At 53.8% G+C, this 20177-nt stretch carries 17 protein-coding genes; 10 read left to right on the forward strand and 7 right to left on the reverse strand.

Going from position 1 to position 20177, the window contains the following annotated elements; translation table 11 throughout:
* The first annotated feature begins 38 nt into the window (after window positions 1–38).
* On the forward strand, window positions 39–806 hold the full coding sequence (gene cobA / locus IGQ16_RS09035; RefSeq protein ID WP_297039749.1) for a uroporphyrinogen-III C-methyltransferase: 768 nt from the start codon (window positions 39–41) through the stop codon (window positions 804–806).
* Here the strand turns inward: cobA and IGQ16_RS09040 are convergent.
* Complete coding sequence (locus IGQ16_RS09040; RefSeq protein WP_297039753.1) at window positions 780–2669, reverse strand: chloride channel protein; 1890 nt, start codon at window positions 2667–2669, stop codon at window positions 780–782. The genes cobA and IGQ16_RS09040 overlap by 27 nt on opposite strands.
* 67 nt (window positions 2670–2736) lie before the next feature.
* Window positions 2737–3462, reverse strand: a complete 726-nt coding sequence (locus IGQ16_RS09045) for an NnrU family protein (RefSeq protein WP_024125614.1) — start codon at window positions 3460–3462, stop codon at window positions 2737–2739.
* A gap of 141 nt (window positions 3463–3603) precedes the next feature.
* Here IGQ16_RS09045 and IGQ16_RS09050 point away from each other — a divergent pair, with 141 nt between their 5' ends.
* The 4 genes from IGQ16_RS09050 to IGQ16_RS09065 all read left to right on the forward strand — a co-directional run bounded on the left by IGQ16_RS09050 (window position 3604) and on the right by IGQ16_RS09065 (window position 6777).
* Window positions 3604–4650 (forward strand): AI-2E family transporter, encoded by a 1047-nt coding sequence (locus tag IGQ16_RS09050; RefSeq protein WP_297039757.1) that lies wholly within the window; start codon window positions 3604–3606, stop codon window positions 4648–4650.
* 126 nt (window positions 4651–4776) lie between these two features.
* Window positions 4777–5385 carry a 30S ribosomal protein S4 gene (gene rpsD, locus IGQ16_RS09055; protein WP_024125616.1) on the forward strand — a complete coding sequence of 203 codons (609 nt, stop codon included), beginning with the start codon at window positions 4777–4779 and terminating at the stop codon, window positions 5383–5385.
* 18 nt (window positions 5386–5403) lie between these two features.
* On the forward strand, window positions 5404–6498 hold the full coding sequence (prfA, locus tag IGQ16_RS09060; RefSeq protein ID WP_297061139.1) for a peptide chain release factor 1: 1095 nt from the start codon (window positions 5404–5406) through the stop codon (window positions 6496–6498).
* 9 nt (window positions 6499–6507) lie between these two features.
* Window positions 6508–6777 carry a YciI family protein gene (locus IGQ16_RS09065; RefSeq protein ID WP_297061141.1) on the forward strand — a complete coding sequence of 90 codons (270 nt, stop codon included), beginning with the start codon at window positions 6508–6510 and terminating at the stop codon, window positions 6775–6777.
* Between the two features lie 25 nt (window positions 6778–6802).
* On the opposite strand, the gene chlP is transcribed toward IGQ16_RS09065, so the two are convergent.
* Window positions 6803–8011 (reverse strand): geranylgeranyl reductase, encoded by a 1209-nt coding sequence (gene chlP, locus IGQ16_RS09070; RefSeq protein ID WP_297041498.1) that lies wholly within the window; start codon window positions 8009–8011, stop codon window positions 6803–6805.
* A gap of 284 nt (window positions 8012–8295) precedes the next feature.
* Here chlP and gpmI point away from each other — a divergent pair, with 284 nt between their 5' ends.
* Together gpmI and IGQ16_RS09080 are read left to right on the forward strand one after the other, a co-directional pair.
* Window positions 8296–9891 carry a 2,3-bisphosphoglycerate-independent phosphoglycerate mutase gene (gene gpmI, locus IGQ16_RS09075; protein WP_297041496.1) on the forward strand — a complete coding sequence of 532 codons (1596 nt, stop codon included), beginning with the start codon at window positions 8296–8298 and terminating at the stop codon, window positions 9889–9891.
* 70 nt (window positions 9892–9961) lie between these two features.
* On the forward strand, window positions 9962–11782 hold the full coding sequence (locus IGQ16_RS09080) for an ABC transporter ATP-binding protein (RefSeq protein WP_297061143.1): 1821 nt from the start codon (window positions 9962–9964) through the stop codon (window positions 11780–11782).
* Here the strand turns inward: IGQ16_RS09080 and IGQ16_RS09085 are convergent.
* Both IGQ16_RS09085 and IGQ16_RS09090 read right to left on the reverse strand, forming a co-directional pair.
* Entirely contained in the window at window positions 11775–14255 is a 2481-nt protein-coding gene (locus IGQ16_RS09085; RefSeq protein WP_297061146.1) for an HAD-IC family P-type ATPase, read from the reverse strand. The genes IGQ16_RS09080 and IGQ16_RS09085 overlap by 8 nt on opposite strands.
* 3 nt (window positions 14256–14258) lie before the next feature.
* Window positions 14259–14690 (reverse strand): universal stress protein, encoded by a 432-nt coding sequence (locus IGQ16_RS09090; RefSeq protein WP_297061148.1) that lies wholly within the window; start codon window positions 14688–14690, stop codon window positions 14259–14261.
* A gap of 919 nt (window positions 14691–15609) precedes the next feature.
* Here IGQ16_RS09090 and IGQ16_RS09095 point away from each other — a divergent pair.
* Genes IGQ16_RS09095 through IGQ16_RS09105 form a run of 3 tightly spaced genes read left to right on the forward strand, consistent with a single transcriptional unit; the run spans window position 15610 to window position 18473 of the window.
* Window positions 15610–16764, forward strand: a complete 1155-nt coding sequence (locus IGQ16_RS09095) for a Re/Si-specific NAD(P)(+) transhydrogenase subunit alpha (RefSeq protein ID WP_297041489.1) — start codon at window positions 15610–15612, stop codon at window positions 16762–16764.
* Window positions 16765–16788: 24 nt separating this feature from the next.
* On the forward strand, window positions 16789–17067 hold the full coding sequence (locus IGQ16_RS09100) for an NAD(P) transhydrogenase subunit alpha (RefSeq protein WP_024125625.1): 279 nt from the start codon (window positions 16789–16791) through the stop codon (window positions 17065–17067).
* 5 nt (window positions 17068–17072) lie between these two features.
* Window positions 17073–18473 (forward strand): NAD(P)(+) transhydrogenase (Re/Si-specific) subunit beta, encoded by a 1401-nt coding sequence (locus IGQ16_RS09105; protein WP_297061150.1) that lies wholly within the window; start codon window positions 17073–17075, stop codon window positions 18471–18473.
* Here the strand turns inward: IGQ16_RS09105 and IGQ16_RS09110 are convergent.
* On the reverse strand, window positions 18470–19183 hold the full coding sequence (locus IGQ16_RS09110; protein WP_024125627.1) for an HAD family phosphatase: 714 nt from the start codon (window positions 19181–19183) through the stop codon (window positions 18470–18472). The genes IGQ16_RS09105 and IGQ16_RS09110 overlap by 4 nt on opposite strands.
* Before the next feature lie 2 nt (window positions 19184–19185).
* On the reverse strand, window positions 19186–20109 hold the full coding sequence (gene trpC, locus IGQ16_RS09115) for an indole-3-glycerol phosphate synthase TrpC (protein ID WP_297041508.1): 924 nt from the start codon (window positions 20107–20109) through the stop codon (window positions 19186–19188).
* Window positions 20110–20177 lie beyond the last annotated feature (68 nt).

Here is a 20177-nt window from a genome sequence, read left to right on the forward strand (position 1 = left end):
CGGTAGGTAGAAATCGCTATGCAAGGTTGAATTCAAGAATGAGTTCATCACAATTGATTGGCAAAGTATATTTGGTGGGCGCAGGCCCCGGAGATGTCGGGCTGCTCACGCTTCGCGCCAAAATGCTTCTGGAATGTGCCGATGTGGTGCTCTACGATGCCCTGATTAGTCCGGAGATCCTAGGACTAATTAATCCCCAAGCGGAAAAAATTCATGTGGGCAAGCGGCGGGGTAACCATACCCTTTCTCAGGCTGAGATTTGCCGCCTATTGATTGAGTTGGCAGGGCGCCATGCCGTCATTGTGCGCCTCAAAGGTGGTGATCCCTTTGTCTTTGGCCGTGGCGGCGAAGAGTGTCTTGCCTTGGTTGAGGCAGGTATTGCTGTGGAAGTAGTCCCCGGGGTTACCAGTGGCGTAGCTGCACCTGCCTATGCCCGAATTCCCTTAACCCATCGGGACTTTAGCTCTTCGGTAGTCTTTGTTACGGGCCATGAGGCGGCTGGCCGCTATCAACCGCGCGTCAATTGGTCAGCTTTGGCAACTGCGGTGGATACGCTTGTGATTTACATGGGACTTCACCATCTGGGGGAAATTGTGCCGCAATTGCTGGCAGGGGGGCGATCGCCCCAGACTCCCTTAGCCTTTATTGAATCCGGAACAACACCGCAACAACGGGTGGTGGTGACAACCCTAGAGCGAGCGATCGCCACCTATGACGAGGCAAAGATTCAAACACCTGCCTTGATTGTCATTGGTGAGGTCATTCACCTGCGCTCCCAGTTAGGGGGAAGTCTCCACGAGGTCTGAAGCAACCGGTTCAGGTTCTAGGGGCAATGACAGCATCGCCCGCTCCAAATAGGGCAGTAGCTTACGTCGGGTTTGATCCAGAGAATAGGCAAGGCGGATATTCTCTCTGGTGAGTAGTCCTAACACCCGTTGGGGGTAATTGCGATCCACTACAGGCAACTGCCTTAAATCCCGCGCCGCCATGCGATCGATAGCATCCTTCAGGGGTTCATCACTATAGGCCAGCAACAGCTCCCGCGTACAGACACTCCCTACCGTTTGGGTTTGATAGGCGGTTGTTTCCTGATCCGCTTCCCAACGGGTCAGCACCCGATTAATATCCCCAAGGGTGATCAACCCCAGCAAGTTCTGCTGACTATCGGTCACAAAGGCACAGTAGACTTTTTTTTGAATGAGTTGTAAGCCCGCTTCGACCACAGGCGTCGCTTCGCTGAGAAACAGCACCTGCGATTGCATGGCCTCTGCCACAAAAAGGTTGGGGAGACTTTCCTCCTGCTCCTCCATGTGGGGCTCAATGCTGCTGGGTGCCAAGGCGGGCAGCTCACCCGGTTTTTGCACACTAAAACTATTCACTAACCAGACACTTAAGCCCACCGCTGCCATCAGGGGCAAAATAATGCGATAGTCCCGCGTCATTTCAAAAAGCAGCAAAATAGCGGTTAAGGGTGCATTGACACTAGCAGCAAGGACGGCGGCCATTCCCACGGTTGCATAAGCGGCAGGAGCAGCAATACTGTTGGCAAACATCGGTAAGAGAATAGGTAACACCTTACCGTAGGCAGCCCCAAGGGAGGCTCCCAAAAAGAGTGCCGGCGCAAAGATGCCCCCCACGAGACCACTGCCTAGACTCACTGCCGTTAAGAGCATCTTGGTAACGAGCAACACCAACAGCAAGCCAAGGGAAAAATTCACATCCCTGAGGATTGCTTCCACTGTTTCATAGCCAATGCCCAGCACTTGCGGCAAATACAGGGCAACCAAGCCAACGCAGAGGCCCCCCATCAAGGGACGCACTGGTAGGGGAATGCAACCTAAAAACTGCAGAGGTGGAATCCTCCCCTGAAAGGCTTGCGGGAGCCACTGAAGTAACTGGGTATAGACAATGGCAACGCCGTAGGCCAACAGTCCCAAGCCCAAATACAAGGGCAACTCAAGGGAACTGCGTACCTCATAGGCGGGCAGCTCAAAGGCGGGTTGTGACCCCAAGCCAATTTGGGTAATTAGGGCAGAAATCACAGCGGCCAAAAGCACCACACTCACAGCCGTTGTTTCAAAGGTGGTTCCTAAGACCACCTCTAGGGCAAAGAACACGCCAGCGATCGGAGCATTGAAGCCTGCTGCTAAACCTGCCGCTGCCCCTGCCCCAAGGAGCAGCTTTTGCCGTTCTCGCGAGACCTTCAACCCTTGACCAAGGAGAATGCCGATGTTGGCGCCCACTTCCACACTGGGTCCTTCTGGACCAAGGGACGCACCTGTACCCAGGGAAATTGCCGCCGCAAGGGTTTTGGCAATGGGGCGAATAAGGGGAATTTCCTTACCAGCTTCGACAGCACCCATCAATGACATCAGGTTGGGACTAAACTCTTGGACAAGCCAACGGACAATCCCCACCAGCAAGCCCCCAAGGGTGGGAACACAGGCCAGTGTCCACCTCCCCCAGCGACCAATGATCCCCATCAAGTTTTCAAGGGCAAGGTAATGAATTGTTTCAATCAGGTAACGAAACAGCAGCACACTGAGGCCAGCGCTGCCGCCAATGAGCACTGCCAAGACCAGTACGACTGTTTCCGGAGGGGGGTGCAATTGATTGAAAAGACGAGTGAGGCGAGATTCAGCAGTAGAAAGGGGGAAGAGGGAGGACACTGGTGGAAAAATTTTTCCTGAAACGGGATAGCTCTAACTCAATTATGCGCAATTTCCAGGGGAGAGGCTAAAAGGGCAAGAGTTGCTGTGTCACATGGTAAAAGGAGGGATGCAGCCACCACAGCAGGGCGACAAAAATAACCACTCCCCCATAGGCGGGGCGCAAAAATTCCTGCCATACCAGTTGTTGCTTACCCTCCCAAATGGCTTTGAAGGGAATGATGGAAGTGCGGTTTTTCAGGGCAGCAAATGCTTCTCCATGCCGTGCGTACCAGCGGCGATCGCCATGCCAAACCCCAAAGCAGTGATGGGCAATCAGACCAAGGGAGGTCAGCAGGCTAAAGGACGTGCCCAACCATAGGGTATGAGCCACACACCAGATCACCTGTCCCCACAACTGTGGGTGGCGGGTAATGCGAATAATGCCCGTCTCGTAGAGGTGCACCTCTGGCTTTTGCACAGCGGCAATTTCCAGCAGGTTAAATGTGGCTGGATAAAGAAAGAGAAACGAGAGCGCCGATAGTCCCCACACTAGCGCCCCCATTCCCGGCACCCCTTGAAGTTGCCACAGTTGGACGCCGTCGTAGCGATGCGCTAGAAAGTAGAGAATCAAGATTGTGGCCAAAGGCAGACTCACTAAGGCGAAAAAAATGCGATAGGCGCGGGCACCCACCTGCTTTTCTGCCCAAGGACGTAAGCTGGCCAAGCCACTGTGGGCGATCGCAAACAGGAGCAATAGCCCCACCATGATCCACTGCGAACTGGTTTGCCAACTGTGGTGATCCACGCTCATCTACTCCCGACGATTGAGATCCCTTCCCATGATCCCAAAGGGGCAGACCATTTGTAAAGCAATGTAACTGGACAGAAAAACCAAGCCTATGAGCTATAGTCAAAGCGTTGGGGGCATCCGGCATGAATTTTAATCAATTTTATGTTTAATTGGCTCGATCGCCTCGAAAACCGCCGCCTACTGCGCTTGCTCCTGCTCTTTGCTTTGGGCTGGATTGGCGTGCAACTTTTGCACTACTTTGCCTACGTCTTACTCATCTTTCTTTCTTCGTCTATTTTGGCGTTTTTACTCAACTATCCCGTGCGCTGGCTCAAACGTTACTTGCCCCATGGTTTTGCGGTTACCATTGTGTTTCTGGGGACATTGGCACTGCTCATCGGCTTGGGGATTACTCTTGGGTTGGCGATCATTGGCCAGTTGCAGGACTTAATCACCCATTTGCCCAGCCAAGTTGATCTGTGGATTGACTCCCTTGAGAGAATGCAGCAGTTTCTGGCGCAATGGAATCTAGACATCAATTTTCAGCAACTGGAGTCAGAATTACGCAACTTTGCCCTTGCTGGGATTCAGTTTGGGTTTGGTAAGCTCCAGTCTATCTTTGCCCTCTTGCTGGGGGGCATGATTGTTGCTGTGATTACTTTCTTTATGCTGTTGGAAGGGGAACAGCTATGGCAGTACCTGTTGAGTTTTTTGCCCGACCCGTGGCGCGATCGCCTGCCCCAAGCCTTAAAGCGGAACTTTTTGGGCTTCTTGAGTGGCCGTTTCCTTCTATCTCTATTCTTTGGTACCGCCACATTTATTGTCTTGCTGGTGTTAGGTGCCCCCTACGCCCTTGCCCTTGGGGCGATCGCCGGCGGCTTGGATCTCATTCCAGGGATTGGCTCAACGATGGGCATTTCCCTACTCTGTTTGATCCTGTTGCCCAAGAGCATTGCCCTGAGTGTACAAGTTCTGATCAGCTGTATTCTGCTCCAACAGGTAGAGGAAAATATCCTCATGCCCCGTGTGATGCGCAACTCCGTCAACCTCAATCCGGTGGTTCTATTTTTTTCCCTCCTGGTGGGGGCAACGGTCGCAGGAATTGTTGGTATCTTCCTGGCCATTCCCATGACGGGGACGATCGTCAGTTTGCTGGATCTCAAAGCCTTGCAGGCAAGCCGTGAGGCTGCTCCAAAATCCTCGTCCTAGGGTTGCGATCGCCCCCATCCCGTTGATATACTAGACAAGCTGATTAAGGTGCCCTCGGCACATCAGTGTATTTTTTGCGCATTTCTTGGTTGGACACCATCATCACTGTAGGTTGGGTATAGTTGCATGGCTCGATATCGTGGCCCTCGTTTGAGAATTGTCCGTCGTCTGGGTGAACTGGCTGGTCTCACCCGCAAAGTCCCCAAGCGGAGCTATCCCCCCGGTCAACATGGCCAAGCCCGCAAAAAGCGTTCGGAATACGCCCTGCGCCTTGACGAAAAGCAAAAACTACGCTTCAACTACGGGGTCTCGGAGCGACAACTCGTGCGCTATGTGCGCAAAGCCCGCCGCGTGAGTGGTTCCACCGGACAAACCCTCCTGCAGTTGTTGGAAATGCGGCTAGACAACACCGTTTTCCGCCTTGGAATGGCACCCACGATTCCAGCAGCTCGCCAATTGGTGAATCATGGCCATATTCTGGTCAATGGTCGCACTGTTTCTATTCCTAGCTATCAGTGCCGTCCCGGGGATGTGATTACTGTCCGCGATAACGAGCGATCGCGCCGTCTGGTGGAAACCAACCTTCAAAATCCCGGGCTTGCCAATCTCCCCAGCCACTTGGAACTCGATAAAAGTACCCTCACCGGCAGAGTCACCGGTATCGTTGAGCGCCAATGGGTTGCTCTCGAAGTGAATGAACTCCTCGTGGTTGAGTACTACTCCCGCAAAGTTTAGAGTATCGCCGCCTTTCCTATGGCAGAAGCCTATCTTCTGGAAAAACTCCGCACTGTCGAGCAAACCTTTACGGAACTTACCCGTCGCTTGGCGGATCCGGATGTGGCAGTCAATCCAACCGAATTTCAGAAGATAGCCCGCTCCCGTGCTGCCCTAGAGGAGACGGTAAACGCCTACCAGGAATGGCAAAGGTTGAATCAGCAACTGCTGGACGCACGTCAGCTTCTCAAGGAAGCCATCAATGAGCCTGAGCTGCGGCAAATGGCTGAGGAAGAAGTGGCGGATCTCAGTCACCGCATTGCCAAACTCGAGGAACGCCTGAAAATTCTGCTGCTGCCCCGTGATCCCAATGATGAGAAAAACATTATGCTGGAAATTCGGGCAGGTGCAGGGGGTGATGAAGCAGGGATTTGGGCCGGCGATTTGGTACGGATGTACTCCCGCTATGCCAAAACCCAAGGTTGGCAAGTGACCCTCGTGAGTGAATCCCTGGCTGAAATGGGCGGCTTCAAAGAAGCTATCCTTGAAATCAAGGGCGATCGCGTCTATAGCAAGCTGAAGTATGAATCGGGTGTCCACCGGGTACAGCGGGTACCAGCAACAGAAGCTAGCGGCAGAATTCATACCTCCACTGCCACCGTCGCTGTAATGCCCGAGGTGGATGAGGTGGAGGTCGAAATTGATCCAAAGGACATTGAACTCACCACCGCCCGATCTGGCGGAGCCGGCGGCCAAAACGTCAATAAGGTGGAAACCGCTGTTGATTTATACCACAAGCCAACGGGAATTCGTATTTTCTGCACCGAAGAGCGGAGTCAACTGAAAAACAAAGAGCGAGCGTTCCAGATTCTCCGTGCCAAACTCTACGAAATAAAGCTGCGGGAACAACAGGAAGCCATTACTTCCATGCGCCGCTCTCAGGTGGGCACTGGCGATCGCTCCGAAAAAATCCGTACCTACAACTACAAAGATGACCGCGTGACCGATCACCGTCTGGGACAAAACTTTAGCCTCAGCAGTGTCCTAGAGGGGGATTTGGAACCGATTATCCAAGCCTGCATCAGCCGTGATCAGCAGGAACAACTGGCGCAACTTGCTGCCGAACAAGCCTAGGAGGATCAAATGACCAAATTTGTGGCTTGGGGACGCTACTGTGAAGATGTCCGCGAACGGCGTGCCCCCCATCGCCAGGCACACCTCGATGGCCTTGCAGCTCAAAAAGACCAAGGGCTGCTCATCACCATTGGCCCTACCAAAGACCTGCGCTACTTTTTTGCTATTTATGAGGCGGATAGTGAAGAGACCGTGCGCCAACTAATTGAAAACGACCCCTACTGGCAGCATCAGGTGTGGACAGACTACAGTATTCATGAGTGGATCCAAGCCCTCTAAGGGCGAGGGCGGATCCGAAACTCACCTAGGGCGCAAGGGCATTGCCCCGCATCAGGCTCCCAATCGTTTTTGCCGTAATTTTCAACTGCACTAAGGGATTAGCGGGCACAACAGTCTTATAGAGGTAGCTATCGAAGGTGAGCTTTTGCACATCAAGATCACTACACATCTCCACAAAAGCCTCACGGGTGGCATCGGAGCGATAAAAGACCCGCTGCAGCAGATCCAAAACAAGATAGGTCATGCCGTAGGCTTTGTCCCAGCGCTTCAGGTAGAGCTTGAGATCGGCTTCGGTAGGGATACGGCGACCGCTGTTGGAGGTCTCGACAATCGTTTCAGCACACAGGCGGGCTGACTTGGCGGCAAAGTAAATGCCTTCTCCGGAGGACTTGGTCACGGTACCCGCCGCATCGCCCACAAGGGCCACGCGACCGACCACTCGCCGAGGTCGAGGATGCTCAGGAATGGGGTGGGCTTCCACTTTAATAATTTGCCCCCCCTCCAGTTTGGCGGCAGCGCGGTGGCGGATTCCTGCTTGCAATTCCCGAATACGGTCTTTATTGACCTTCATGGTGCCCGTACCCACGGCTACATGGTCATATTTCGGGAAAACCCACGCATAAAAGTCAGGGGACACGTCATCCCCCACGTACATTTCTGCTAACTCGTTGTAGTAGGCCATTTTGTCCTCAGGCAGGCGAATCCGCTCCTGGTAGGCAATGGCGTAGTTGTAATCGCCGGCATCAATTTCCTTGGCAATGCGAGAATTTGCGCCATCGGCACCAATCACCACATCCACTTCGAGGGTCTGAACTGCGCCATCCTCTTGGACATAGTGGAGGGTGTAGGGCTGATCGCTGGTGATGGGCTGCTCTAGCTTAAAGACAGTGCCATTGATCAAGTTGGCGCCCAAAGCCGCTGCCCGATTGCGCATAAAGCTATCGAGGACTTCGCGGCGGCACATACCGATATACTCGTGCTCCTTGAGGGTATGGCCAATGTTCACCTCAATGTTGGAGGGGGATATCATTTTCATTTTGCGCACGCGGCGGTCAATGATTTCCGGGGGTAAGTCAAATTCACTGACCATGCACAGGGGGATCGCACCGCCACAGGGCTTGGCATTGTCTAATTTACGTTCAAAGAGATAGGTTTGGATTCCGGCTTTGGCTAAGGTTTCGGCGGCTGAGGAACCCGCTGGACCACCACCGACTACTGCTACCCGAAGTGACAACGGACGACTCCCAAATTTTGGCTAACAAACAACAGTTTGGATACTATCACGGGAATTTTTTGTCTTCAAGGATTTAATCCCGAAAAGCCGTATCTGTAACAGTTTTCAACATTTGGCCATCTTTAGTGATCTGCTAGGATAGATCCATCTATTAGCTAATAATTGATCCAACCTGGGACTGGAGCGGAAGTGACCCGATTTGTCTCTCGCGGTCGAGAATGGTATCATTTGCGAGGTTGTAAAATTTACGCCATTTCCCAGAGAGGTTAAGGTAGGGCATTCACATGGCATCGTCTCCTGTTGCGCCCGTTGTTTTGGTGATTTTGGATGGCTGGGGCTATCGCGAAGACACCTACGGTAATGCGATCGCCAGCGCCAATACCCCTGTGATGGACAGTTTGTGGGAAGCCTATCCCCACACATTGATTTACACGTCTGGGAAGGCGGTGGGACTCCCCAAGGGACAAATGGGTAACTCCGAGGTGGGGCACTTAAATATCGGTGCCGGTCGCATTGTTCCCCAAGAATTGGTACGCATTTCCGATGCTGTCGAAGATGGCAGCTTCTTTAGCAATCCCGTCCTTGTGCATCTGTGTCAAACCGTGAAGGAACGCAACGGTAAGCTGCATTTTATCGGTCTGTGTTCTGCTGGGGGGGTGCATTCCCACATTGAGCATCTTTACGGCTTGGTGGAACTAGCCAAACGCCACGGGTTGCCCGCCTGTATCCATGCTATTACCGATGGTCGTGATACGCCCCCCCGTGATGCCGCAGGGGTCCTTGAGGAATTGGAGCAGCGCCTGAAAACCGCCGGCTGCGGACGAATTGTGACGGTAAGTGGTCGCTACTATGCCATGGATCGCGATCGCCGCTGGGACCGCACCGAGGCGGCCTACCGCGTTATGACCAGCAATGAGCATATTCAACCCCTCCGGGCAGTGGATGTGGCCCGTAGGGCCTACGCGCAGGATATTGGCGATGAATTCATTGGGCCCACACGCATTGCTGAAGGAGCCGTTGAACCTGGCGATGGGGTGGTGTTTTTCAACTTCCGTCCCGATCGCGCTCGCCAGCTGACCCAAGCCTTTATTGATCCTGACTTCAGCGGTTTTGAACGGACGCTGATTACGCCCCTTGAGTTTGTCACCTTTACCCAGTACGACGCTAGCTTTAACTGTGGGGTTGCTTTCCCGCCGCAAAATCTCAGCCACATCCTCGGAGAAGTTATTGCTGAGCACGGCCTGAAGCAACTGCGGGCAGCCGAAACAGAAAAATATGCCCACGTCACTTACTTCTTCAACGGTGGCCTTGAGGAACCCTTTCCCGGCGAAGATCGCATTCTCATCCCCAGTCCCCTGGTGGCCACCTATGATCAAGCCCCAGCCATGTCTGCCCTGGCTGTAACCGAATCCGTCAAGAAGGCCATTGAGAAGCAGGAGTATGCCCTAATTGTAGTTAACTTTGCCAACCCCGATATGGTGGGGCACACGGGGCAGTTGGCGGCGACGATTCAAGCCATTGAAACCGTGGATCGCTGTGTGGGGATCTTGGTGGAAGCGGCCACAAAAGTGGGGGGAACTCTGCTCATCACTGCAGATCACGGCAACGCCGAATACATGATTGATGAGGACGGCAACCCCTGGACGGCTCACACCACCAACCCGGTTCCCTTCATTTTAGTGGAAGGGGAGAAACGCAAAGTTCCTGGCCATGGTGGCAATGTGATCCTTCGGGAAGATGGCTGTCTGGCGGATATTGCCCCTACGATTCTTGAAATTCTGGAGCTGCCCCAACCCCCCGAAATGACGGGGCGATCGCTAATTGTCAGTGCACCCTATGAAACGCGCCTAAATCGCACCCCTGTTTCCCTCAAGATCTAAAGCCTTCTCAAGGGCGACGGCACAAAATTTTAAGAAATCTTAAAATGGGAATAGTGCTTGTCGTATTTTTATGGCCTCATTTCGCTCCATTCTGGGTTACTATCGCGCCTATCGGGGGATAGCGATCGCCAGCATTACCGCAGCCAGTCTGTGCGAGATGGTGGATTTGCTGGTGCCCTATGCCATTGGTCAAATTCTCAACCTGCTCTCCCAACAACCCCTTGACCCGCCAGTGGTGGCGATCGCCCATAGACTCCAAACATGGACAGGCTGGAGCGATACCTTTAGTGCTCATCTCGCCGTTCTCGGCAGTATTGTTTTTTTGGCCACTGTGGTGCGTGCCCCGATTCAACCGTGGCTAGGGGTATGGTTCCACTGGTGGATTGCCTTGGCTGCCCGTCGCGACCACGCTCGCAAAGCAATCGAGAAAATCCTGACCCTTCCCCTAGAATTCTTTGAGGAAAATAATCCTGGCCGCATTGCCAACCGTGTTAGTAAAGGGATTTCCAACCATACGTGGAGCTACCCGGAAATTGCCGGTCAACTCATTCCCAAAGTTGTACGGGTCCTGGGGATTGGTGTTATTGTTTGGTGGTTGGATTGGCCAATCGCCCTTGGGCTCTTGATCTCCTTTACAGTCATCTTGTTGCTGACCCTGCGCACCCTAAGGCGCATTATTCAAAAGGAAGAAATCCTCGACAGCCACATCGAAAGCACGGAAAGCCGCACCTCAGAGATCATCACCAATATCAAAACCGTCAAGGCCTTTGCCACTGAAGCCCGTGAACTGGCTCGCCAGAAGCAGCGGCTGGATCGCGAGTTCAAGATGGTGATTGACCGCATCCATCGCGGCTACATGCACCTAATCACTTGGCAGGGAGCGGTGGTGCAGTTTTGCCTTTTTAGTGTGTTGGGGTTTTCCCTAGCAGCGACCATCGCTGGACGGGTCTCCATTGGCCACTTTATTACGATTTACACCCTTGCCAGTATGGCCTATGCCGAAATTACGCCCCTCTCGCAGGTGTCTGAGGTGTTTGCGCGGCGCTATGCCTCAATTTTACGCTTCCATGAATTTATGGAATTGCCCGCCGGTCGCGATGCCATTGATCTTGAGCAACAGGAAATTCCTAGCCTGCAGTTTTCTGGCAAGGTGGATTTTCAGCATGTTTGGTTTGGCTACACGCCAGGGCGTCCCATTCTGCGGGATATTAACTTACTCATTGAACCCTGCCAAACGGTGGCCCTGGTGGGGCGATCGGGGTCGGGGAAATCCACCCTAATCAAGCTCCTCTTTCGTTACTTCCAGCCAGATCAGGGGCAAATTCTCATTGATGGCCAAGATATTCAAACCCTCGATGTGCGCGCCTATCGCCGCCGGCTAGCTATTGTCCACCAAGAAGTCGATGTCTTTAATGGCACCCTCTGGGATAACCTGACCTATGCTAACCCCGAGGTCAGTGCCGACGCGGTCTATGAGGCCTGTGCCATTGCGCGGGTGGATGAATTTGTGCAGCAGTTGCCCTTGGGCTATCGCACGATTGTTGGTGAACGGGGGTTGCGGCTTTCGGGGGGACAGCGGCAGCGCTTAGGGATTGCCCGTGCCCTCTTGGCGGATCCTGATGTGCTGATTTTTGATGAGGCAACCTCAAGTTTGGATTACGAATCAGAGCGGGAAATTCAGCTAGCCCTACGCGCCATTACGGGTACTCGCACCATGATTGTGATTGCCCACCGCCTGAGTACAGTGCGGGATGCCCATCAGATTGTGGTGCTGGATCAGGGCACGATCCGTGAGCAGGGCGATCATGACACCCTCCTTGCCCAAGGGGGATTGTATGCCCATCTCTATTCGATTCAGCGCGATCGCCCCCCCGTTGCTGCAACTAACTGAGATTTATCCCCAAGAAGCGATCCAAGAGCCGATACCGCCAAAAGCTGCGCAAAAGAATCACCCAGAGTAGGACAATTAGCACAATGAGTGCCCACAATGACCAGGAGAGGGGTTCTAGCTCCGCCACCGATCGCAGGGTGGGCGATGTGCTAATGATGACAAAGCCAGCCAGTAGGATAACTACAACTGCAACATACCGCCAGTTGCCCACTAAGGGAGCACCGCCGACCCATACGGGATGGGGAGGTTTTAGGAAAAGCACTAAACAGAGGGAGGCCAAGATCAGGCTCGTCACCAAGGCCGTGCGCGCGATCGCCACACTGTGGCCCAATTCCGAGAGCACCTCGCGATCATTCACCAGGGCTGGATCAAACCGTCCTTGGAGCAATTCCACAAGGGGTGTCAGTTCCCGTGCTAAAACCCCTAAGTACATGAAAATGGCTAACAGCGCCAGGCTCAGGGTGGCGGGGATGACAAAGTGCAGCAATGAACGAATCAAGGAGCGATGGGGACGGGGCCCCGGCACTGCCCAAAAAGCCACCGCCAGTGTGGGTAAGCCCACTCCCCACAGCGTTAGCAGGCTGTTGTGCTTAATCAGCAGCGGAAAGGCGCGCCCTGCCATAACAGTGACAAGGCACAGTAAACTAAAGCTAAAGACCCGTACCAAAAAGAGCTTGCTGACATCTTGAATACCGTTGTAGATGCGCTGCCCTTCGCGAAAGGCTGCTGGTAAGGCTGCAAAGGAATCCGCAAGCAGCACAATATCAGCCACATTGCGGGTAATGGCACTGCCACTTTCCATAGCGATTCCCACATTAGCTTGCTTCAGGGATAGGACATCATTCACACCATCACCAATCATTGCCACCTGATGCCCGAGGGCACGCAAGCGAGTGACGAGTTTAGCCTTTTGCTCTGGTGTAATGCGACCAAAAACCGTGGCTTTCTCAGCCATTTGATCAAAGCTGGAATCATCCATAGCGGCCAGTTCTGCCCCGGAGATGGCGATCGCCCCCCCATCGAGGCCAACTTGCTTGCCAAGGGCAACAACGGTTTCCGGATGATCCCCGGAGATAATTTTGACTTGAATTCCAGCTTGCTGAAAACGCGCTAGAACCTCACGGCATTGGGGTCGCAGGCGATCGCCCACCCAAATCACTGCCAAAGGTTCCAACTCTGAGGGCAACAGAGGCGTTTCCTGCCGCTCATCCCAAGTGGGATCACTGCCACTGCGGGCAAAGAGGAGCACCCGCAATCCCTGCTGTCGCCCTCGCTGGAGCAGCTCAACCACCCTAGGGGAGAGGTCCTCACTCTTGAAGAGGACATCCGGTGCCCCCAAAATAAACGTTTCCGAGTCGTGCCAGGCCACTGCACTCCACTTGTAGGCGGAGGAAAAGGGAATTTCGAGGCGCATCGGTTGGGGCGTTCCCGCAAAAGCCTCCGTTAGGGCAACAATGGTACGGTTGGGACTGCTGACACTGGCCGCAAACTTTCCCAGGGTTGCTGCCGTTTGCTCCTTCGCTTCGCTGAGAGGGTACCAGCTATGGAGTTCAAGGGCATTGGCCGTTAGGGTTCCCGTTTTATCAAGGCAGAGAATATCCACCCCACTGAGGGACTCAATGGCATTCACCTGCTGCACCAAGACGTTGGCACGGGAAATGCGCAGCGCCCCCAGGGCATAGGTGAGGGTAATCGTAAGGTACAGGCCCACAGGGACAAGGCCCGCAATTACGGCTGCGGTTTGCACGCTCATTTGTAGAGTGGTCAGGCGCACCAAGAGCGAGAATAGAACCAATAGCCACAGGAAAACCGCCAGGGCAAGAATCACGCGGATAATCAGGTTAATTTCCTGCTGAAGGGGTGTGAGTTTATGGTGGTGGGTTTTGGCGGCAGCAGTCAGTTGATGGGCAGTGCTCTTTTCCCCCACCTGCTCGGCAACATAGGCAGCGGCACCGCGCACACAAAAGCTGCCGGAATAGAGGCGATCGCCCGCCCGCTTGGGAACGAGATCCGACTCCCCTGTGAGCAATGACTCATCTACTTGAATCTGTCCATCGCCAACCACCCTACCATCAGCAACGATTTGATCCCCAGGCGTCAACAGGAGAATATCCCCTTCTACGACCTCTGCAGGATCGATAATCACCTCTTGGCGATCGCGCAGCACCTTAACGCGGGGTCGGCTTAAAAGGCTAATGGCATCCAGTTGGCGTTTGGCGCGAATTTCTTGAATGATACTGATGATGGCATTGAGAAACACAACAACGACGATCGCCACCACATCCCCTGGGCGACCTAAAAAGATCAAGATGAGGCTAATAAAAGCAAAAACCCCATTGATAAACGTGAAGAGGTTTTCCCGCAAAATCTCGCCATAGGTGCGATTGCTTTCACTCACCTGACGGTTAATGCGGCCCCTGGCTTGCCGCTCCGCTACTTCCGCTGCAGTAAGACCGATTAATGGGGTTGTCATATTTCAGGTTTCCGCTGACTTCACCACCAATACCGAACAGGGGGCATCGGCAAGGACGGCACTACTGACGGAGCCCTGCACCACGCGCTCCACGCCGGTGAGGCCACGACTGCCCAGCACAATCAAGTCAGCACGGTAGATATTTGCAAGGCGTAAAATTTCCTCTACGGGGTCACCGCTAACAATTTCAATTTCTGAATCACAGGGAAGCTGGCGTTGAAACCGTTGTAAATGCTGCTCAATACTGCGGTAGGTTCCCATTTGGGGATGCAAGGAGGGGCGATCAGCGCTGACCCCAAACCCCGACTCCACCGGTGAAATCACATGACTGAGAATCACTTGGGCATCTGGGTCTAAGTTTAACTGTGCCACCGCCGCCATCACCCGTGCCGATAACTCACTGGTATCGAGGGCAACTAAAATTGTTTTGAACATGCCTGTGACTCTGTACTTGCAATCTCCTAGTCTGCCACAAGAGCGCGAGTAGCAGTCAAACTGCCCTTCTGGCTACTTTCTTACGCTGATGATTAACCACACCTATCGATTCATTTTCCTGAAAACTCGTAAAACTGCTGGCGTCAGTAAATTGCCCTCTGCCAGTTTTGTGGTAGTGAGGTATCATCACACCGATTTGCTGCCAGGATGAGTACATTCATCCTCAATTGGGTTATCCGCGGCTGCGCAATTTTTCTGCTCCTTTGGTTAACTGTTCCCTATCAGGCTGGCTCGCTCTCTTTTATCAAGGGGCTAAGGCAAGCTTAATAGCCACTTCAGGGCTGCCCAAGTTAGGTTTTGCTTTGAATGTAATCCCCTTGATAAGGCAATTCGTCAGTCTGGGGCATTGATACCATCGGCGATGAAATCCCTGTGGACTTTGTTGACCGGTATGAGGGCTTGAATGAAAACTTGGCACTCATCTGTGAAAAACTGGGACTGCTAGCCCCCTGAAAGTTGCCAAAGGGGGGATAGCGCAAAAACTACGACCACCATAGTCAAGTGCCCAATCAAAGCGCCTGCAAACAGAGGAAGGAATTGCAAAGGAATTGAAGCAGTATGCGCGGAAGGAGATTGCTGCTTTTGGCTACTATTGGGAAAGCATTAGCTAAGTAAAAGTACTCAATAATAGTGTCAAGATTTGTTACAAAGGTTACTGGGGATCATAAGACTTGTAGAGAATCCCCATGAAACGCTGACATTTTCTCGCATTCCTGAGGGGATCGCAGTAGCGTGAGGATCAGTACAGAACAGTATGTGCATGGGTTGTGATGGTGTCGGGCTGTTATAAAACAGAAGCCCTGATGACTACACCAAGGAAGTGTTCTGTAAAGCGTGCAAACCCTATCCAAGAGTGCCTATGAAAGTTGGGGTCGTTAAGGAACGCGAAGTGGGGGAACAACGGGTTGCCCTGATTCCCGAAGTTGTTGCCAAGCTAGTGCAGCAGGGGTATCACCTCTGTGTGGAGTCCGGTGCAGGGGATATGGCTCACTTTAGCGATGATGACTACCGTGCCGCAGGTGCAGAAATTGCTTACTCCATTGAAGAGATTTGGGGCGGTGTCGATGTCCTGCTCAAGGTTGCGCCGCTGCGCGATCGCGAGGTGGAGTGGATTCGCCCCGGCACCACCCTCATTAGTTTTCTCAATCCCCTAGGGAATCCGTGGCAGATGCAACACTTGGCAGAGCGGCACATTACTGCCTTTGCCCTCGAGTGTATTCCCCGCACCAGTCGGGCCCAGACTATGGATGCCCTCTCTTCCCAAGCGGCAGTGGCGGGCTATGGGGCGGTGTTATTGGCGGCTTCCCATTTGCCGCGCTTTTTCCCCATGCTGACGACAGCCGCGGGTACGATTCCCCCCGCCAAGGTGTTTGTGATTGGGGCAGGGGTGGCTGGCTTGCAGGCGATCGCGACCGCCCGGCGTTTAGGCGCGGTTGTTGAAGCCTTTGATATTCGCCCTGCGGTCAAAGAAGAGGTGCAAAGTCTCGGTGCCAAATTTGTTGAAGTCAACCTTGAGGAGGACACGGGAGCGGCCGGCGGCTATGCCAAAGAGGTTTCTGAGGCCGCAAAGCACAAAACCCAAGAGGCGATCGCTGCCCATGTCCACAGTGCCGATGTGGTCATTACCACGGCCCAAGTTCCCGGTAAACCGGCTCCCCTGTTAGTTACAGAACGTATGGTGGCCAGCATGAAACCGGGTTCGGTCATTGTGGATTTAGCCGCTGAACAGGGGGGCAACTGTGCCTGCACAGAACCGGGGCGCTCCATTTGTCATCAGCGGGTTACCATTATTGGCCCGATTAATCTGCCCGCCACCATGGCGGTGCATGCCAGTCAAATGTATGCCAAAAACATTTCAACGCTCCTGAAGTACCTTGCTCCCCAGGGGGAATTGGTGTTGAACTTTGGCGATGACATTGTGGATGCCGCCTGTGTCACCCATGAAGGGCAGGTCCGCAACCCACGGGTGCTGCAACTGCTGCATCCTGCTCAAACCTTGGCACCAATGCTTTAGTTCTTTTCTCAGGGGGTTAGTTCAATGACAGAACCTGTACTTGTGGGTCTAATGATTTTTGTCCTGGCCAGTTTCATTGGCTTTGAGGTGATTAACAAAGTCCCACCCACGCTGCATACTCCCCTCATGTCTGGCTCCAATGCCATTTCTGGGATTGCTGTGATTGGTGCCCTGCTGATGGCGGGGAGTGGACACACCACTTTAACAGTGGTCTTGGGATTCATTGCGACGGTGCTAGCCACAATTAATGTGGTGGGCGGTTTTTTGGTTACGGATCGCATGTTGCAGATGTTTAAGCGGTAGGAACCATGGATTGGCTAACACGCATTGAAGAATTGAGCTATCTGGGGGCTGCGGCGCTCTTTATCTTTGGTTTAAAAAAGTTGGGCTCGCCAGCGACGGCACGTCAAGGAAATCGCCTTGCCGCCTTGGGGATGTTGATTGCGATTGTGGTCACGCTCCTCGATCGCCAGATTATGAGCTACACGGGTGTCCTAGCGGCCATTGGCCTCGGCAGTGTCATTGGCGCGATCGCTGCCTACAAAGTGGAAATGACGGCCATGCCCCAGATGGTGGGGTTACTCAATGGCTTAGGAGGGGCGGCCTCTGCCCTGGTGGGCATTGGTGAATTTTGCCGCACTGCGGCCATGGGTGAACCACTGACCCCCAGCACACTTATCACCATTATTTTGGGGGTGCTCATTGGCGGGGTCACCCTCACTGGTAGCCTTGTTGCCTTTGGTAAACTTCAGGGACTGATTTCAGGAACCCCGATCATTTTTCCGATGCAGCAGGTCATTAACCTCGGCTTGCTGGTGGCTTTCTTGGTTGCCAGTGGCTGGGTGGGGTTGCATCCGAGTCAGCTGCCGATGTTCTGGGGCTTGGTGGCGATCGCCAGCATTTTGGGGGTGCTCTTTGTCCTGCCCATTGGTGGTGCCGATATGCCAGTGGTGATTTCCCTCTTGAACTCTCTCTCAGGGCTGGCTGCCAGTGCCGCTGGCTTTATCGTTGGCAACAGTATGTTGATTATTGCGGGTGCCTTGGTGGGGGCTTCAGGGCTGATTTTAACGCAGATTATGTGCAAAGCCATGAATCGCTCCTTGGCCAATGTCCTCTTCGGTGGTTTTGGCAGTACGACGACCGGTAACGCGGCGGTGGCGGCTCACGCCACGGCGAAGTCAGTGCGCACCATTGACCCTGAAGAAAGTGCAATGATGCTCGGCTATGCCAAGTCGGTGGTCATTGTCCCCGGCTATGGAATGGCGGTGGCTCAAGCGCAGCACAGCGTCAAAGAACTAGCGGATCAATTGGAGCGGCTCGGTGTTGATGTCAAATACGCGATTCACCCCGTTGCCGGTCGCATGCCGGGACACATGAATGTGCTGCTGGCCGAGGCAAATGTCCCCTACCCCCAACTCAAGGACATGGAGGACATCAATCCAGAATTTGAGAATGTGGATGTGGCACTGGTGATTGGTGCCAATGATGTTGTCAATCCCGCTGCCCGCACCAACCCCGGCAGCCCCGTGTATGGAATGCCCATTCTCGATGTGGATCGGGCACGGCACACAATTGTGATCAAGCGCAGCCTCAATCCGGGCTTTGCTGGTATTGACAATGAGTTATTCTACAAAGATAAAACCCTGATGCTTTTTGGCAATGCCAAGGAAGTACTCAATCAACTCATTGCCGAGGTGAAACACCTCTAGGAGGGGGTGGAGGCCACCCTGCGCTCAAACACTGGGGCAATTTCCGCAAGGTCAAACTGATCCAGGCGATCAAGTACCCAATGACAGCGACGCTGAAGCATATGGAAGGGATAGGTGTGGGCTACCCCCAAGACTTTGACACCAGCTTCGCGGGCGGATTGAATCCCCACCAAGGTGTCCTCGATCGCCAGACAATCAGCGGCTGTGAGATCACTCCCTAGGGCTTGCAAGGCCTCAACGGCACGTAGATAGGGGTCAGGATAAGGTTTGCTGCGCTCCCCGCTTTCGGCACTGATAATGCAGTCCACAATCGAGTGGAGCTGGCCACGCTCAAGGGCTAAGTCCACATCGGATCGCACAGCACCGGTGACAATGGCGATTTTCAATTGCGCAGCATGGAGTTTCTGCAGTAGGGCGATCGCCCCCGGAAAAAAGGGAAACGGTTCGATACTAGCCAAGCGGGTACGGTAGGCGGCTGCCTTTTGAGCCACCAGTTTATCCAAATAGGCCGGGGTCACTGCCCGTCCACGGCGGCTGAGGAGGTTATCCAAACAGGCGCGATCGCTCCGTCCCAAGCAAAAAAGGTCGTACTCCCCCCGCTGTGGCCGCAGGTTCTCTTGCAAGAGGATCTCATCAATGAGGGCAGCATGAATGGCCTCATCATCGAGAATCACACCATTGAAGTCAAACAAAACCGCCGTCAGGGGCATACCTAGGGGGCTAACTCTGGGAATAACTGCTGAATCCGCGCTTGGAGTTGCTCCGCCTCACTGAAGTGCGCCATCTCCGCTGGGGGGCGCATGAGGGATTCTCCGACTAAAATGGCTTGGGCGCCGGCTTGTGCCACCCGTTCGACATCGGCACGCTGATGAATGCCCGATTCGCTGACCACAAGAATGTTGCGATCGCGCAGCTGCGCCCCATACTTGGTCAAAAGTTTTTCAGTAGTGGCCAGATCAACACTAAAATCCGTCAGGTTGCGATTGTTGATTCCCACAAGCTGTACCTCCTCCAGTGCCAGCACTCGTTCCATCTCCTCGGCGGTGTGTACCTCCAGGAGAGCCGTTAGACCCAACCCACGGGCAATCCGCAGAAAATAGCGCAAATCCTTGTCCGAGAGGATAGCCGCGATCAGTAGCACCGCATCGGCACCCCGCAGCCTTGCCAGAAACATCTGGTAGGGATAGAGGATAAAGTCCTTGCACAGCAGCGGCACCTCCACCACTTGGCGAATTTGGGCGAGGTATTCAAAGCTGCCCTGGAAAAACTCACTGTCCGTTAGGACGGAAAGGCAGGTGGCACCCGCGGCAACGTAGCCTTGGGCGATCGCCACCGGGTTAAAATTGGGCCGAATCATGCCTCTACTGGGGGAGGCCTTCTTGACCTCAGCAATCAGCGCTGGCTGGGTAACAGGATTCTGGAGAGCCGCCAAAAAAGAACGCACCGGTGGCGCATCCAGTACCTGGCGCTGTAAATCAGCCAAGGGCAGGACTTCCCGCAGTTGCTCCACCTCCTGTTCCTTGTGCCAAACAATCTTCTCAAGAATGTTGCGAGGGGCATCATCGGCCACCGGCACTTGGTAGTGGAGGTTGTGAACAGTAACAGCGGGATTGGGAGGACGGCGGCGAATTTGCATAGTCAGCTTCGTAGGGAGTTGCAATCGTTGACCATAAGAATAAACCACAAAGACAACCCTTAACCACC

The organism is Thermosynechococcus sp. M3746_W2019_013, assembly GCF_015296045.1.
Taxonomy (GTDB): domain Bacteria; phylum Cyanobacteriota; class Cyanobacteriia; order Thermosynechococcales; family Thermosynechococcaceae; genus Thermosynechococcus.

What these genes read in the sequence shown, in the direction of transcription:
- IGQ16_RS09110 (WP_024125627.1), bottom strand. Translation starts at nt 19,183, where the DNA reads ATGCCCCTGACGGCGGTTTTGTTTGACTTCAATGGTGTGATTCTCGAT.
- IGQ16_RS09105 (WP_297061150.1), top strand. Translation starts at nt 17,073, where the DNA reads ATGGATTGGCTAACACGCATTGAAGAATTGAGCTATCTGGGGGCTGCG.
- IGQ16_RS09065 (WP_297061141.1), top strand. Translation starts at nt 6,508, where the DNA reads ATGACCAAATTTGTGGCTTGGGGACGCTACTGTGAAGATGTCCGCGAA.
- rpsD (WP_024125616.1), top strand. Translation starts at nt 4,777, where the DNA reads ATGGCTCGATATCGTGGCCCTCGTTTGAGAATTGTCCGTCGTCTGGGT.
- IGQ16_RS09080 (WP_297061143.1), top strand. Translation starts at nt 9,962, where the DNA reads ATGGCCTCATTTCGCTCCATTCTGGGTTACTATCGCGCCTATCGGGGG.
- IGQ16_RS09045 (WP_024125614.1), bottom strand. Translation starts at nt 3,462, where the DNA reads ATGAGCGTGGATCACCACAGTTGGCAAACCAGTTCGCAGTGGATCATG.
- prfA (WP_297061139.1), top strand. Translation starts at nt 5,404, where the DNA reads ATGGCAGAAGCCTATCTTCTGGAAAAACTCCGCACTGTCGAGCAAACC.
- trpC (WP_297041508.1), bottom strand. Translation starts at nt 20,109, where the DNA reads ATGCAAATTCGCCGCCGTCCTCCCAATCCCGCTGTTACTGTTCACAAC.
- IGQ16_RS09085 (WP_297061146.1), bottom strand. Translation starts at nt 14,255, where the DNA reads ATGACAACCCCATTAATCGGTCTTACTGCAGCGGAAGTAGCGGAGCGG.
- IGQ16_RS09050 (WP_297039757.1), top strand. Translation starts at nt 3,604, where the DNA reads ATGTTTAATTGGCTCGATCGCCTCGAAAACCGCCGCCTACTGCGCTTG.
- IGQ16_RS09100 (WP_024125625.1), top strand. Translation starts at nt 16,789, where the DNA reads ATGACAGAACCTGTACTTGTGGGTCTAATGATTTTTGTCCTGGCCAGT.
- gpmI (WP_297041496.1), top strand. Translation starts at nt 8,296, where the DNA reads ATGGCATCGTCTCCTGTTGCGCCCGTTGTTTTGGTGATTTTGGATGGC.
- cobA (WP_297039749.1), top strand. Translation starts at nt 39, where the DNA reads ATGAGTTCATCACAATTGATTGGCAAAGTATATTTGGTGGGCGCAGGC.
- IGQ16_RS09095 (WP_297041489.1), top strand. Translation starts at nt 15,610, where the DNA reads ATGAAAGTTGGGGTCGTTAAGGAACGCGAAGTGGGGGAACAACGGGTT.
- IGQ16_RS09090 (WP_297061148.1), bottom strand. Translation starts at nt 14,690, where the DNA reads ATGTTCAAAACAATTTTAGTTGCCCTCGATACCAGTGAGTTATCGGCA.